The sequence below is a fragment of the Anaerotignum faecicola genome (assembly GCF_003865035.1).
Taxonomy (GTDB): Bacteria; Bacillota; Clostridia; order Lachnospirales; family Anaerotignaceae; genus Anaerotignum_A; species Anaerotignum_A faecicola.
In genome coordinates this window covers 234882-248476 of the sequence record NZ_BHVZ01000001.1, presented here as the reverse complement: position 1 = coordinate 248476, position 13595 = coordinate 234882, and the positions used below count along the sequence as shown (strand labels likewise).

Sequence of the window (13595 nt, the reverse complement as noted above, 5' to 3'; positions counted from 1 at the left end):
ACAGAGGTGAAGAAGATGGAAAAACAGAAGATTTTGGTTGTGGATGACGATAAGCATATTGCGGAGCTGATTTCTCTTTATATGATGAAGGAGGGCTATGAAACGCGGGAGATTTATGATGGAAAGGAAGCTGCCGCGGCAGTGGAAGACTTTCAGCCTGATTTAATCCTGCTGGATCTGATGCTCCCCGGAATGGACGGCTATCAGGTTTGCACAGAGGTGCGTAAGACAAGCCGTGTACCGATTATCATGCTGACGGCGAAGGGCGAAACCTTTGATAAGGTGCTTGGCTTGGAATTGGGTGCGGATGATTATATCGTAAAGCCCTTTGAGCCAAAGGAGCTTGTGGCACGAGTGAAGGCGGTGCTGCGCAGATACGAGCCAAAGCAGGAGGAGGATAAAAATATTCTGAAATTCGGGGAGCTAGAAATCAATCTCTCGAACTATTCTGTGCTGTATCATGGGAAAAGTCTGGATTTTCCCCCGAAGGAATTTGAACTGCTCAGCTTTCTGGCGCAGCATCCCAATCGGGTATTCACCAGAGAGCAGCTGCTTGACCGCATCTGGGGCTATGAATATGTGGGGGACACCAGAACGGTGGATGTCCATGTAAAGCGTATCCGTGAAAAGCTGAACAGCGAGGATGAATGGGGGATTCGGACAGTCTGGAGTGTCGGCTATAAATTCGGACAAAAATAAAAAGGGGGAATACCCCTTTTTATATGTCGGATTCTTTTTCAGCTGTTTCGGCAGGCGCTTCGGCAGGAACAGGTGCGCCGTCAACGGTCATATCCTCTGCGGAAACCGCTTCCGCAGGCGTATCCTCTGCGGACTGCTGCGTTGCCTCATATTCTGCTTTTTTCTTCAGCAGCTCCTGTCGTCTTGCATCCTTACGCATGTTTGACCAGCGCAGCATAAAGCAAAGAACCAGCAGGAAAAGGATGAGATAATGAAAGCTATTCATGTGCCGCCAATCCACACGAACAAATACGAGAACAGCCAGAGCAATGAGAAGCATATCTCTGGGTGCCATTTGCTTTCTTCTGGGCGGTGTAGGCTGAGGGCTGTTTTGTGTATTATTTTCCATAGGGTAATAATCAGGCAAAAATGCCGTTCTCCTTTCTAAAATTTCTTGTTTTTTGAGCAAAACAGGTACATAAGAACAGTATATCATTATTTTAATGATTTGTAATGCTTTTTTTCTTTTTTGGAGGAATGAAGATGAAAAACGATTCCATTGTGCGCAAGCAGATGATGCTGTATATGGCAACCATTGCGATATTTGTTGCGGTGGTTTGCGGCGCATTGACAATATTTTATACCAAACATTATATGGCAGAGAAACGGGAGGAATTGATTCAGCAGGGAGAAAAAATCGCACAGGCCTACAAGAAGGGATACCGGACAGGCAATCTGAGCGAGCTAAGCTATGAGCTGCAGATTCTGGAAAGCTACATGGGCTCAGGGGTTTTGGTTATCAATGAGAACGGTGAGGTTGCGCTTGCCTCTCCGGGGTTTAATGATGAATTTCTGGAGGATAACAGAATCAGCCAGACATTGATTGAGCGTGTGCAGAATGGCGAAATCGTTTCGGTACAGACAAAAAGCGGACAGGTTTCCGATACGCCCATGCTGGTGGTCGGGTATCCGTTTTCGGAGGGACATCTGGCAGGAATTCTGATGTGCCGTTCCCTGCCGGAGATTGAGGAATCCTTGAAGGAAATGTACCAGATTAGCGTAATCAGCCTATTTTTCGTTTCGTTTCTGGGGCTGATTGTCAGCTATGTGACGGCGAAATATGTTGCGTTGCCGCTGATGCGGATGAACCGTGCGGCAAAGGTTATTGCAAATGGGAATTTTGAGGAGCGCGTGGATGTGACAAGCTCGGATGAACTGGGTGAGCTGGCGCAAAGCTTTAACCACATGGCGGAAAGCCTGCAAACGCATGAGAAGGTGCAAAAGGATTTTATTGCAAATATTTCGCATGACCTGCGTTCGCCATTGACCAGTATGCAGGGCTTTCTGACGGCAATGCTTGACGGAACGATTCCGCCTGAAAAACGGGAGCATTATCTGAAAATCGTTCTGGAGGAAACGGAACGGCTTTCTCGTATGACACAGAGTATTGTGGAGCTGAGCCGCGCACAGAGCAGTGCGATTTTGCTGGATGAATCGGATTTTGAATTGAATGAGCTGATTCGTTGGAATATTGAAATGCTGGAACCGCAGCTAGAAGAAAAGAACGTACAGATTCATGGCATTTATGAAGCGGAACAGACCATGGTACATGGGGACAGAGACAAAATTTCCCGTGTGCTACAGAACCTGTTGGGCAATGCAGCAAAATTTTCACCGCAAAATGGTATTATCGAGGTGGAAACGACACTGGATAAGAAAAAGGTTCTGGTTTCTGTAAAGGATCAGGGACCGGGCATCAGTGAGGAAGACCAGAAATATGTCTTTGACCGTTTCTTTAAAACGGATACGACCCGAAATATGGACAAGACGGGCAGCGGAATCGGTCTGGCGATTGTGAGAGAATTTTTGCAGGCACATGGCGAAACGATTACGGTAAAAAGTGAGAAGGGAAAGGGTGCAGCCTTTGTTTTCTCGCTGAAATTGGCAAAAAAAGAAAATTAAAAGGAATTGAGGCAACGAAACAGGAACTGCCCCTCACCTGTCAGACAGTATGCGATACGATTTAGCAGGTGGGGGGCAGCTCAGAAGAATATGTGATTTTTATTGTTTATTTGCTGGTTTTCATTTTTTTCAGCATGGTTTCCGTTGTTTCCATGTAATAGGAAGCATCCTGTATCCCCTTGATTTTTAAATCGGCGGGTTTGCCCTTGCTGTCTACAAAGACGGTGGTCGGCAGACCCTCCAGATTATCCGTAATCCAAGTGGCAAGGTTTTGGTCCGGCATGATGCCTTTGAAGGTAACGCCGGCTTTTTTATACGCATCGGTTGCGATTTTTTCTGCCTTCTGCCCGGGAGTGTCAATGACAACCTGCACGAAGTTTACGTTTGGATGCTTTTTCTGCAAATCCTTGTAGAAGCTTTGCAGGGTATCCAGTTCATTGATGTTGTCCTCCTCGCAGTAGCTTGCCCAGAAGTTTACCACCGTCATATCGTAATCATAGAAAACAGCGGAGGTGACAGGGTCGCCATCAAGGGTATTGGAAATGAAGTTGAGATATTTGCTGTTTTCCTCTGCTTCATCCAGCACCGCTTCCTCATCCGGCAGGGAAATTTCAATACTTTCGCGCAATTCCGGCAGATAGCTTTCCAATTCGCGGAAGGTTGCCTGTGCTTCTGTGGAGAAGTGGTCGATGCCGTCGGCATAATCGGTCAGGAAGAAGAATTGGAAATCACCCTTTACGCCGATTTTTTCCACACTCTTGAAAAAGTCCATTTCCTCTTTTACTTCATCTGTTTCCAGATTTTCTGTTCGCACAACGAGCATTTCCACGATAGGGGTCATCAGTTCTTCCACAGCAATGGTGGATTCGGCATCATTCAGCGGCTCCATATTTTCATCAGGCGCATAGTTATACTGAATTTTTGCATAGATATCGCCGTTCACCTTGACATAGGACGCGGGGATGAGGTTTGTATTTTCCATTTCTACCCATTCATCGGGGATAGTGTAGGAAAGGCCGCATTTCGGCAGGTTAAATTCTGTCTGAATTTCTTGTTGGGTATCGTCGGCAGTATCGGTTTTGCCGCAGGCGGCGGAGCCAAAGAGCAAAAGGGCTGCCAAAAGCAGAGCTAGCTTCTTTTTCATATTTTAAATACCTCCTAGATTCTTTTTTATGGTTCGGATAATATTATAGCGAAAAAGCTTTTTCTCTGCAACCGCAGAGAGGAAAGATTCCGAAGATTCACCTGTGATTTTTATATTTTAATGACATTTTAATCTATTTTGAAACTGCCTTTAAGAGAAAAAAAGCATACTAAAAGGAATAAAAACAAGACAAACAAAAAAAGAATTGTTATACTGATAAAAATATGATTGAAGGAAGTGGGAAAATGGAACGAAAAAAAATCCTTCTGATTGAAGATGAGGTAAAGCTGGCTCGTTTTGTGGAGCTGGAATTGAAATATGAGGGCTACGATGTAACGACCTGCCATGACGGCAGAGTGGGGATGGAGATGATCACGAATCAGGAATTCGACATGATTTTGCTTGACCTGATGCTGCCGGGGCTGACCGGTATTGAAATCTGCCGCCGGGTACGGAAGTTTTCGCAGGTACCAATCATTATGCTGACGGCAAAGGATGAGGTAATGGATAAGGTTGCCGGACTGGACAGCGGTGCGGACGACTACCTGACAAAGCCCTTCGCGATTGAGGAGCTGCTTGCAAGAATGCGTGTGGCATTCAAGCACAGCGAGGGAAGTAATATTGCGAAAAAGACGATTTTGCAGGTACAGAATTTGGAGATTGATACGGAAAAGCGAATGGTAACGGTCGATGGCAAGGTGGTTGATTTAACAAAGAAGGAATATGAGCTTCTGACCTATCTGGTACAGAATAAGAATATCGTTTTAACGAGAGAACAGATTTTGAATGAGGTCTGGGGCTATAGCTACATTGGCGAAACAAATGTGGTGGATGTGTATATCCGCTATCTGCGTGCGAAGATTGATGAAGCCTTTGGGAAAAAATACATTCTGACCATTCGAGGGGTAGGATATTATGTCAAGGAAGAATAAGGAGTGGCTGAAGGGAATTCAGCACATGGCGATTGCCAAGCGAATCACGCTGCTTTACGGGGGGATTTTTTCGCTGTCCCTGCTGTTTATCAGTGGCTTTATGATGCTGAATATCTCCGGCTTGCAGCAGAGCGAAATGCGTAGAGAATTGCAGGAGACCATGACGCAGGTGCAGGAATTTTTGCAGACAAATACGGAGCTGAGTGATGAAAGCCTGAGAGAGCTGCTGGGGGATAAATATGTTGAGGTCAGCATTTACAGCAGCGAAGCAAATGAAACCTACAACAATTTTGTGGGAGAGATGCCGCCGTTTCTGTTTCGTCCCGAAGGGGAGCCTCCGAGCAGGCAAAAGCCGCAGAACGGCGCGGACAAGCCGCCTGTGATTGGAGAGAATGAGCTATACAGAGAGGGCTACCAAATTAACGGGCGGAGAGAAAACAAAAGCGGCAATGTGGAATATATTCTGGAAAACAGCACAGACCAGCAGTTTATGCTGCTAACGAACCATTTTGAAACGGATACAGATGCGTATCGAATTCAGGTGTTCAAAATGATGGGGAATAACGCCTATATGATGCGGAATTTTCTTGTAAAAATGCTGATTGTGGATATTCTTGGGATTTGCTGTGCATTTCTGATTGGGAAATATATCAGTGACCGTATTCTGCGTCCCGTTGAAGCGATTCGTTCGGCGGCAGAGCGGATTTCCATCGAGGACTTGAGTCAGCGGATTTCTACGGAAGGCCCTGAGGATGAGATGAAGGAGCTGACGATTACGTTTAACTCCATGATTGACCGATTGGATGGGGCGTTTCAGCGGCAGAGTCAGTTTATTTCCGATGCGTCCCATGAGCTGCGGACACCCATTGCCGTCATTCAGGGTTATGCGAATCTGATTAACCGCTGGGGCAAGAGCGATCCTGAGGTTTTGCAGGAATCCATCGATTCTATCCTGACAGAAACCGACCACATGAGTGCGCTCATCCGTCAGCTGCTTTTTCTGGCGAAGGGTGACCAAAATAAGCTGCATGTGCAGAAAACAAGAGTTTCTCTGAACGAGATTGCGGCAGAGCTGGTGCGTGAAATGGATTTGCTGCAGGAGGGTAGAAGCATCACCTTTACAGCGGAGGATGAGGTGGAAATTTTTGCGGAATATGATTTAATCAAGCAGCTGCTGTGGATTCATGGCGAGAATGCCTTGAAATATTCCCCGAACGGCAGTGAGATTGCGGTGCGGGTCTGGAAGGATGCAAGCTTCGGCTATGTTTCCGTGGAAGACCACGGCGCAGGCATTGCGGAGGAGGATCTGCGTAAGATTTTCGACCGTTTTTATCGTGCGGATAAATCCAGAAATAAGGAGGTTTCCGGTACAGGCTTAGGGCTTGCTATTGCGCGCTGGATCATCGATTGCCATGATGGAGAGGTTCTGGTGGAAAGCAAGGTAGGGGAAGGAACGATTTTCACCGATAAATTCCGGCTGTTTTCCGCAGAAAAGAAAGCAAAATCAAAATAATAAAGAAGCAAAACAAAAGGAAAGAAGGCAAAAAGAGGTGTCTCGAAACAGAAGGACGCTTCTTTTTTGCATGAAATTCATAAAAAAAGCTTAATTTTTCTTTGTTCTATTGTTTGGAAGGGAAGTCTTTGCTATAATATTCATAGGTTAAATCTGTAAGATAACCAAAAAAAGGTTGAAAAAGGAGGCGTTTACTTATGAAAAAGAAGCTGGCGGCACTGCTTTGCGGTGTTATGTGTGTGGGAGCATTTTCGGGCTGTTCGACGGATGAGCTGGGCTATCTGAAGATGGCGGCAAATGCAATGGATACCATGAAGACCTGTGAGGTAAAGGGAACGATGCAGGCGGATATCAACTTTGATGCACTGGAGACGTTTATGACAGATGTTGCAAAAGCAACAGGTGCGGATATGGTTGCGACAGTTGGGGAATTCCCTGACGGCAGAAAGACCATGCAGATGGATTACGACATGAATCTGGATATGGATACAATGAAATACGATATGTCCTTTGATGTGAATTACGAAGGCAAGAAGTACGATCTGGGTACGGTGTATTACAGTCTGGCGGATGGCGTTGTTGTGACAACAGATACCCTTCTGGGTGCATATCAGCTTGCGGGGGCTGTAGAAGAAAAGAATGACAGCTATCTTTTCACAGAGGCCTTTGCAAGAGATTTCAAGGCAGCACTGGGACAGCAGAAATATATTACACTTATCTCTGCCGAGGATATGACAGGGGTTGACATGGAAGGTGTAAGCATGAGCGGCTTACAGGATGCCGTATTTACCTTCTATGAGGATGTATTCAAGGGCTTTGAAACAGGCATGGTAAAGAAAATCAGCGGCGGCTATGCGATTCAGGCAGACGGACAGCAGGTGGCACAGCTGATGATCAATATGCTTGATTTCATCGGCAAGAACCCTGAGCAGGTGCTGAATGCAACCGAAGCCTACATGATGACTGTAATGGACAGCATGAATGCAAGTGCAGAGGATAAGGCACAGATAAAGGAAGGCTTTGCAGAGCTGAAGGCATCGGAGCAGGACTTCGTAGACGGCGCGAGCGACCTGAGTGCAATGTTAAAGGAAATTGTGAAAGAACCCAGCATTTCCATGGTTCTGAACAGCTTCAAATATAATGCGGAGGTAAAACAGCTGGCAGAAGGCTTCCGTTCTACAGAGGTGTATGATGTAACCCATAACGGCAAAAGAGTTGCGAAGATTACCACAGATTCTACCATGATGAGCTCCAACGAAACCGTAACGATTCCGAAGGGCGGCATGACATTGGAGGAGCTGCAGAATCAGATGGCGCGTCTGGAAAATAAATATAACCCTGTTGTCGGCGTAACCGTGACATGGGGCTGGGGCGGCGATAACGAAGCGAGCCTGGAGGCAAACAGAAAAGAAGGCAGTGCGGTATTCGGTGGCAATTATGATTATACCGATCTGGTTGTGAAAAATGGCAGAGCATACCTGCCCTTGCGTGATATCTGCGATATGCTGGGTGAGGATGTCGGCTGGGAAAAGACCACAAAGACCTCTTATGTGATGCAGAACGGCAAACGCGTGAATATGAATGTGCTTTTGCAGGACGGCAAATCATTCGTTGGCGTAAGAGCCTTTGAACAGCTTGGCTATACCGTAACCTACACTCCTCTGGAGGACGAAAAGATGGTTGAAATTATGAAATAAGCCGAAACAAAATAAATGGAGGACGATGAAAATCGTCCTCTTTTTGCGTTATCGGCGTGTTCTTTTTTTCAGATTTTCCCAGAAGGCATAGGGAATGGCGAGGTTATTTTTCCCACTGCCAAGATAGATATCGGGTTTATTTTTTCCGTGAAAATCACTGCCGCCGGAGGGGAGCAGACCCAGTCGCTTGGCAAGTACGGTGATCTCCTTTGTCTGTTCGGGGGTATAGGTGGAATATTGGCACTCGATGCCGTCCAGACCATAGGGAATCAGCTCCCTGCAAAGAATTTCCAGCTGCGCTACATCCAGCTCATAAAGCGTAGGATGCGCCAGAACCGCCGCGCCGCCTGCCGCCTTGATGGTTTCGATGCAAAGGGCAGGAGAGAGAAATTCCCGCTCCACATAGCCCGGCAGACCGGGGGAGATATAACGGGTAAAAGCGTCCGCCTTCTTTTTGATATAGCCCTTTTCGAGCAGAATATTCGCAAAATGCGCCCGTGTGATGATTTCACCGCCTGCGTTTGCCGCCACCTCGTCCAAAGTCAGATGCAGACCGATGGAGGAAAGCCTTTCGCACATCCTGCGGTTGCGGATATCGCGGCTGCTTCGGATGGTTTCCATGCGGCCCTTGAGAACGGGATGCGCCGGGTCAAAGCCTAAGCCGACAATATGGATTTCGGGACGGTGGAAATGCTCCCAGAGTGCGGCAAATTCAATGCCTGCGATGGCTTCGATGCCGAGGGCGTTTCCTGCGGCTTGAAATTCCGCCAGACCGTCAATGGTATCATGGTCGGTCAAGGCGATGGCGGAAAGCCCGATTTTCTGCGCTAGCGCTGCAACCTCTTTGGGGGCATAGGTGCCGTCCGATGCGGTGGAATGGCAGTGTAAATCTATAATAGAGGAATCGTGCATAGCAATGCCTCCTTTCTGTTTTATCGGTATATCTATCAGTATAGCATACTTTTTCCAAAAGACCCATAAAATAAAACCAGAGAGGTCTGTTTGGATAGGATGTGATTTTTTGGGGAAGGAAAAAGGAAAGAAGGAAAAAAGAGAAAAAAAGGAGAACCATAGCCGCCGAACCCGCGAAAGGCAGACGGGCGGCACGGCGCTTTGCCTTCTGCGCGGCATGGGCATTGCCTTTGCCATCACCTGTATTATATTTATCGGCTTTGGGATGATACTGACCTATACCGCTGCTTCGGAGGAAAGTCTGCCTTTGGTTTCGCTAATCTGTACGGCGCTTTCTGCGGCGGCGGCAGGCTATGACTGGGCGGCTTGCAAAAGGAAACGGGGGCTGCTATGGGGGGCTCTGGCAGGGCTTGTTTACACTGCTCTGCTTTACGTTATTACAAGCCTTGCGGCGGATTCCTTCGTTTTGCATGCTTCGGGGCTGATGACGCTTGCAGTGGCACTTGCGGCAGGAGTCATCGGCGGAATTCTGGGGGTAAACCGCAGGTAGTGCAACAGAATTAGAAAATAAACTTGCAAATCCATCATTTTATGCTAAAATAAATTTTGTGATAAACGGAATAAAGGGGCATGGATCCTTCCGCTGACAGAGAACAAGGAAAGATTCATCCCTTTTTTGCGTAAGAAAACAGCATGAAAGGATGGAGAAAAAAGATGAAGATGAAAGGCAGAATGATGCTTTTGCTGACACTCATTGTGGCGGTTGCGCTGAGTGCAATCTCCTATAAGGGGATTGGTTCCAAAAAGGCATTGAGTGTTCATCGCATTGAGCAGGGTCTTGATTTGAGTGGCGGTGTAGATATCGTTTACGAAGCAGACCAGAAATCTGTAACAGACGATGAAATGAAGGCAGCAATTTCCCTTTTGCAGGGCAGATTGGACTGGAAGGGCTGGACAGAGGCTGAGGTTGCCCGTGAGGGGGACAAGCGTATCCGCGTGCAGATTCCCGGTGTGGAGGATGCGGAGGAAGCCATTCAGGAAATCGGACAGACCGCGCAGCTTTCCTTTGCAGATGAGGACGGCAATGTGCTGCTGACAGGTGATATGGTAAAGGATGCAACCAAGCAGGTTGGTTCCACAAGCAAAAACGGTGCTTCTCAGCCCTATGTTGCACTGGAGTTCAACAAAGAGGGGACGGAAAGATTTGCTGAGGCAACCTCGAACAATATTGGTAAGCAGATTTATATCATTATGGATAATGAGGTAATCAGTGCGCCGACTGTTCAGACAGCAATCACAAACGGACAGGCAATGATTACGGGCAGCTTTACCGCGGAGGGGGCAGAACAGCTTGCGTCCCTCATTCGTGCAGGCTCTCTGCCGTTTAACCTGAATGTAATTCAGATGAAGAACGTAGGTGCGCGACTAGGTGCGGATGCGCTTTCCACAGGCATTAAGGCAGGTATTATCGGTATCGCTTTGGTACTGATTTATATGCTGTTTGCCTATAAGCTGCTGGGCTTTGCGGCAGACTGGGCACTGGTGATTTATATTGGCCTGGAGCTGGTGGCGCTGAGTCTGTTCCATGTGACGCTGACATTGCCCGGTATCGCAGGTATCGTGCTTTCGGTAGGTATGGCGGTAGATGCGAATATCGTTATTTTTGAACGTGTGAAGGAAGAACTGGTTCTGGGTAAGAGCCTGCGCAATGCGCTGAAGGCAGGCTTCAAGAGAGCAACTCCTGCCATTCTGGATGGTAACGTAACCACGCTGATTGCGGCAGCGGTTCTGTTCTTCTTAGGCAGTGGTACAGTGAAGGGCTTTGCAACTACACTGATGATCGGTATTGTGATTTCCATGTTCACTGCGCTTTTTATTACCCGTGTGATTGTGAACGGTCTGATGTATGCCGGTGTGCAGAATCCCAAATATTACGGCTTGAGAATGAAATAAGGAGGTGGGGAAAATGCAGATTATTCAAAACAGAAAAAAATTCTTTATCCTTTCCCTGCTGGTCATTATTATTGGTTTTGGCTTTATGATTGCCAATGCACAGGCAGGTAAGGGCGCACTCAACTGGGACGTTGAATTTACAGGCGGTACCTCTATGGAACTGAATATGAACGGTAAATATGATAATGATAAGCTGATTTCCATTATCAAGGACGTAACCGATCAATCCAGTCCGCAGATTCAGGAGGTTCTGGGTACAAATAACGTAGAAATCAAATTGCAGTCCATCGACAGTCCCACGCGTACGGCTCTGGTGGAAGCAATCCAGAAGGAATATTCCAAAGCGACACTGACGGAAGCGAATGATATCAGCGGTACGGTCAGCGGTGAAATGCAGCGTGCAGCCATCAAGGCAACGCTGATTGCGGCAGTAGCGATGCTGATTTATATTTCTATTCGGTTTAAGGATGTGCGCGCAGGCGGCAGTGCCATTCTGGCGCTGATCCATGATGTACTGGTGGTTCTGTCGGCGTATGCGATTTTCCGTATTCCCGTAAATAATGCTTTTATTGCGGTACTCCTGACGATTTTGGGGTATTCCGTAAACTCGACCATTGTTATTTTCGACCGTATTCGTGAAAATAAAGGGGCATTCAAGAGAAACCAGACCGCAGAACGCATCAATAAGAGCATCAGCCAGACATTGGCGCGTTCCATCAATACATCCCTGACAACATTGTTTACCATTGGTGCCATTTATTTCCTTGGTGTGCCTTCCATTCAGGAATTCGCACTGCCTATGATGGTTGGTATCATTGCCGGTGCATATTCTTCCATTTGCATTTCCGGCTCCATCTGGTACACATTGCTGCCCAAGGCGGAAAAAGACGTATAACGATCAGTCGAAATCAGGATTTTGACTTGCGAGAGGAAAAGAAAGCGTTGTTCTTTGGTTCATCCGAAACAACGCTTTTTTCTTTTGCCCTGCTATGGTATGATGGAGGGGTATGAAAGGAGTGGCGGCATGAAACGCTGGCTTTTAAAACGAACGAAAATAGATACGGCGGCAATGGCGCGGGATTTGGGTATCCGCCGGGCAACAGCAGCAGTGCTTGCCAATCGGGAGCTATCTTCCAGACAGGCGGCAAGGAGCTTTCTCTACGGTGGTACGGCGGCATTAGGAAATCCGCTGGAAATGAAGGATTTTTCGCAGGCAGTCTCTCTGCTTGCGGAAGCGATTCGCGCAGGAAAGAGAATTGCCGTGTATGGAGATTATGATGTGGACGGGGTGATGAGCACCTCTATTTTATATCAGACGATTCTGCGATGTGGCGGCAATGCTGTTTTTTATCTGCCGCATCGGCAGAAGGAGGGCTATGGGCTGAACCTGAGGGCGGTGGAGCAGCTTGCGGCAGAAGGCATAGAAGTGCTTTTTACCTGTGATAACGGCATTGCGGCGTTGCAGGAAATTGCGCTTGCGAAGGAAAAGGGCATGACGGTTGTAGTGCTTGACCACCATGAGCCCGGCTTTCGGGGCGAGGGAGAGGAGCGCAGGGATATTCTGCCTGCGGCGGATGCCATCATTGACCCGAAGCAGCGAGCCTGCCCCTATCCCTTTAAGCAGATGTGCGCTGGAGGACTTTCCTATTACTTTGCGCATCACCTTTTGCAGATATTTGAAATTACGGATGAGGGGCTGGAACGACAGCTTTTGACCTTTGCAGGCATTGCGACCGTCTGCGATATTGTGGATTTACTGGGGGAGAACCGTGCGCTTGTGCAGATGGGGCTTGCGGAAATTGGCAAAACGGAAAATATTGGACTGCGCGTGCTGATTGAGGAGGCAGGGCTTTCGGATAAGGTCATTTCGGAATATCATATCGGCTTTATCATTGGGCCCTGTATCAATGCGACAGGACGGCTAGAAAGCGGCAGGCTTGCGGTGGAGCTTTTCTGCACGCAGAATGAGAAGGAAGCGAGAGAGAAGGCAAGGCATCTGGTGATGCTCAATGCGGAACGCAAGCAGCTGACAGAGGAAGCGGCGGAGCGTGCGGATATCGCCCTGCAGGAAGGCGACGCTTTGCAGGATAGGGTGCTTGTGCTGTATGATGCGGAGATTCACGAAAGCATTGCAGGGATTGTTGCAGGCAGAATCAAGGATAAATATTACCGCCCGACCATCCTGATTACGGGCAGCGAGGACGGAGCAAAGGGCTCAGGCAGAAGCATTGAGGGCTATCATCTGTTTGAGGCATTGTTTGCCAATCGGGATTTATTTACGCGCTTTGGCGGACATGCCATGGCGGCAGGGCTTTCTCTGCCTGTAGAAAACATCCCCGTTCTGCGCAGACGGCTCAATGAAGGCTGTACCCTGACGGAGGAGCAGATGATTCCGATTCTGCGGCTGGAGGATGCACTTTCCTTTGCGGAGATTGACTTAGGGCTTGCAAAGGAATTGCAGACACTTGCGCCCTTCGGCAAGGGCAACCCTGCGCCGTTATTTGCATCCAAGGGGATTCATGCTGACCGTGTGGATTTGATAGGGAAGAATAAAGATATCCTGCGGCTGACGCTTTCCGAGCCGGAAAACGGGATTCGCCTTTCGGCAATCTCCTTTGATGGCTATGAACCGCTCAGAGAAATGCTGAAAGCATTGTATCCGGCAGAGGATTGTGATAAAATAATAAACAGTGGGCTTTTGCCGCAGCTGCTGGATATTGTGTATAGCATTGAAATCAACAGCTATCGCGGCAGAAGCAATGTACAGTTGATACTAAAGGATTTTCGATTTGCAAAATGAGGAG

Annotated in this window: 12 protein-coding genes; 9 read left to right on the top strand and 3 right to left on the bottom strand. The window is 47.8% G+C overall.

The window, feature by feature from the left end:
• Positions 1–15 precede the first annotated feature (15 nt).
• Positions 16–699, top strand: coding sequence for a response regulator transcription factor (locus EJE48_RS01135; protein ID WP_016407163.1), 684 nt, complete (start codon positions 16–18; stop codon positions 697–699).
• Between the two features lie 19 nt (positions 700–718).
• On the opposite strand, the gene EJE48_RS01130 is transcribed toward EJE48_RS01135, so the two are convergent.
• Positions 719–1105 carry a hypothetical protein gene (locus EJE48_RS01130; protein ID WP_148095969.1) on the bottom strand — a complete coding sequence of 129 codons (387 nt, stop codon included), beginning with the start codon at positions 1103–1105 and terminating at the stop codon, positions 719–721.
• Between the two features lie 116 nt (positions 1106–1221).
• Here EJE48_RS01130 and EJE48_RS01125 point away from each other — a divergent pair, with 116 nt between their 5' ends.
• Positions 1222–2640, top strand: coding sequence for a sensor histidine kinase (locus EJE48_RS01125; protein ID WP_160117291.1), 1419 nt, complete (start codon positions 1222–1224; stop codon positions 2638–2640).
• 106 nt (positions 2641–2746) lie between these two features.
• On the opposite strand, the gene EJE48_RS01120 is transcribed toward EJE48_RS01125, so the two are convergent.
• The gene (locus EJE48_RS01120; protein WP_118581685.1) at positions 2747–3784 is read right to left on the bottom strand and encodes a TlpA disulfide reductase family protein; all 1038 of its coding nucleotides are present in this window, start codon (positions 3782–3784) and stop codon (positions 2747–2749) included.
• 245 nt (positions 3785–4029) lie between these two features.
• On the opposite strand from EJE48_RS01120, the gene EJE48_RS01115 reads away from it, so the two are divergent.
• The 3 genes from EJE48_RS01115 (at position 4030) to EJE48_RS01105 (ending at position 7926) form a co-directional block, all read left to right on the top strand.
• Complete coding sequence (locus EJE48_RS01115; protein WP_016407159.1) at positions 4030–4716, top strand: response regulator transcription factor; 687 nt, start codon at positions 4030–4032, stop codon at positions 4714–4716.
• Positions 4700–6229, top strand: coding sequence for a sensor histidine kinase (locus tag EJE48_RS01110; RefSeq protein WP_118581682.1), 1530 nt, complete (start codon positions 4700–4702; stop codon positions 6227–6229). The genes EJE48_RS01115 and EJE48_RS01110 overlap by 17 nt, the downstream gene beginning before the upstream one ends.
• A 197-nt stretch (positions 6230–6426) precedes the next feature.
• Positions 6427–7926 (top strand): copper amine oxidase N-terminal domain-containing protein, encoded by a 1500-nt coding sequence (locus EJE48_RS01105; RefSeq protein ID WP_118581679.1) that lies wholly within the window; start codon positions 6427–6429, stop codon positions 7924–7926.
• A 48-nt stretch (positions 7927–7974) separates the two neighbouring features.
• Here EJE48_RS01105 and EJE48_RS01100 read toward each other — a convergent pair whose 3' ends face one another.
• Positions 7975–8838, bottom strand: coding sequence for a PHP domain-containing protein (locus tag EJE48_RS01100; protein ID WP_160117290.1), 864 nt, complete (start codon positions 8836–8838; stop codon positions 7975–7977).
• Positions 8839–8947: 109 nt separating this feature from the next.
• Between EJE48_RS01100 and EJE48_RS01095 the strand changes: the two genes are divergently transcribed.
• The 4 genes from EJE48_RS01095 (at position 8948) to recJ (ending at position 13591) form a co-directional block, all read left to right on the top strand.
• Positions 8948–9388, top strand: a complete 441-nt coding sequence (locus tag EJE48_RS01095) for a TIGR04086 family membrane protein (RefSeq protein ID WP_160117289.1) — start codon at positions 8948–8950, stop codon at positions 9386–9388.
• Between the two features lie 164 nt (positions 9389–9552).
• Positions 9553–10791, top strand: a complete 1239-nt coding sequence (secD, locus tag EJE48_RS12390) for a protein translocase subunit SecD (RefSeq protein WP_016407154.1) — start codon at positions 9553–9555, stop codon at positions 10789–10791.
• A gap of 13 nt (positions 10792–10804) precedes the next feature.
• Positions 10805–11686: a protein translocase subunit SecF gene (secF, locus tag EJE48_RS12385; protein ID WP_174707765.1), complete on the top strand. Its 882-nt coding sequence runs from the start codon at positions 10805–10807 to the stop codon at positions 11684–11686.
• A 129-nt stretch (positions 11687–11815) separates the two neighbouring features.
• Positions 11816–13591: a single-stranded-DNA-specific exonuclease RecJ gene (gene recJ / locus EJE48_RS01085; RefSeq protein ID WP_160117288.1), complete on the top strand. Its 1776-nt coding sequence runs from the start codon at positions 11816–11818 to the stop codon at positions 13589–13591.
• The last annotated feature ends 4 nt before the right edge of the window (positions 13592–13595 follow it).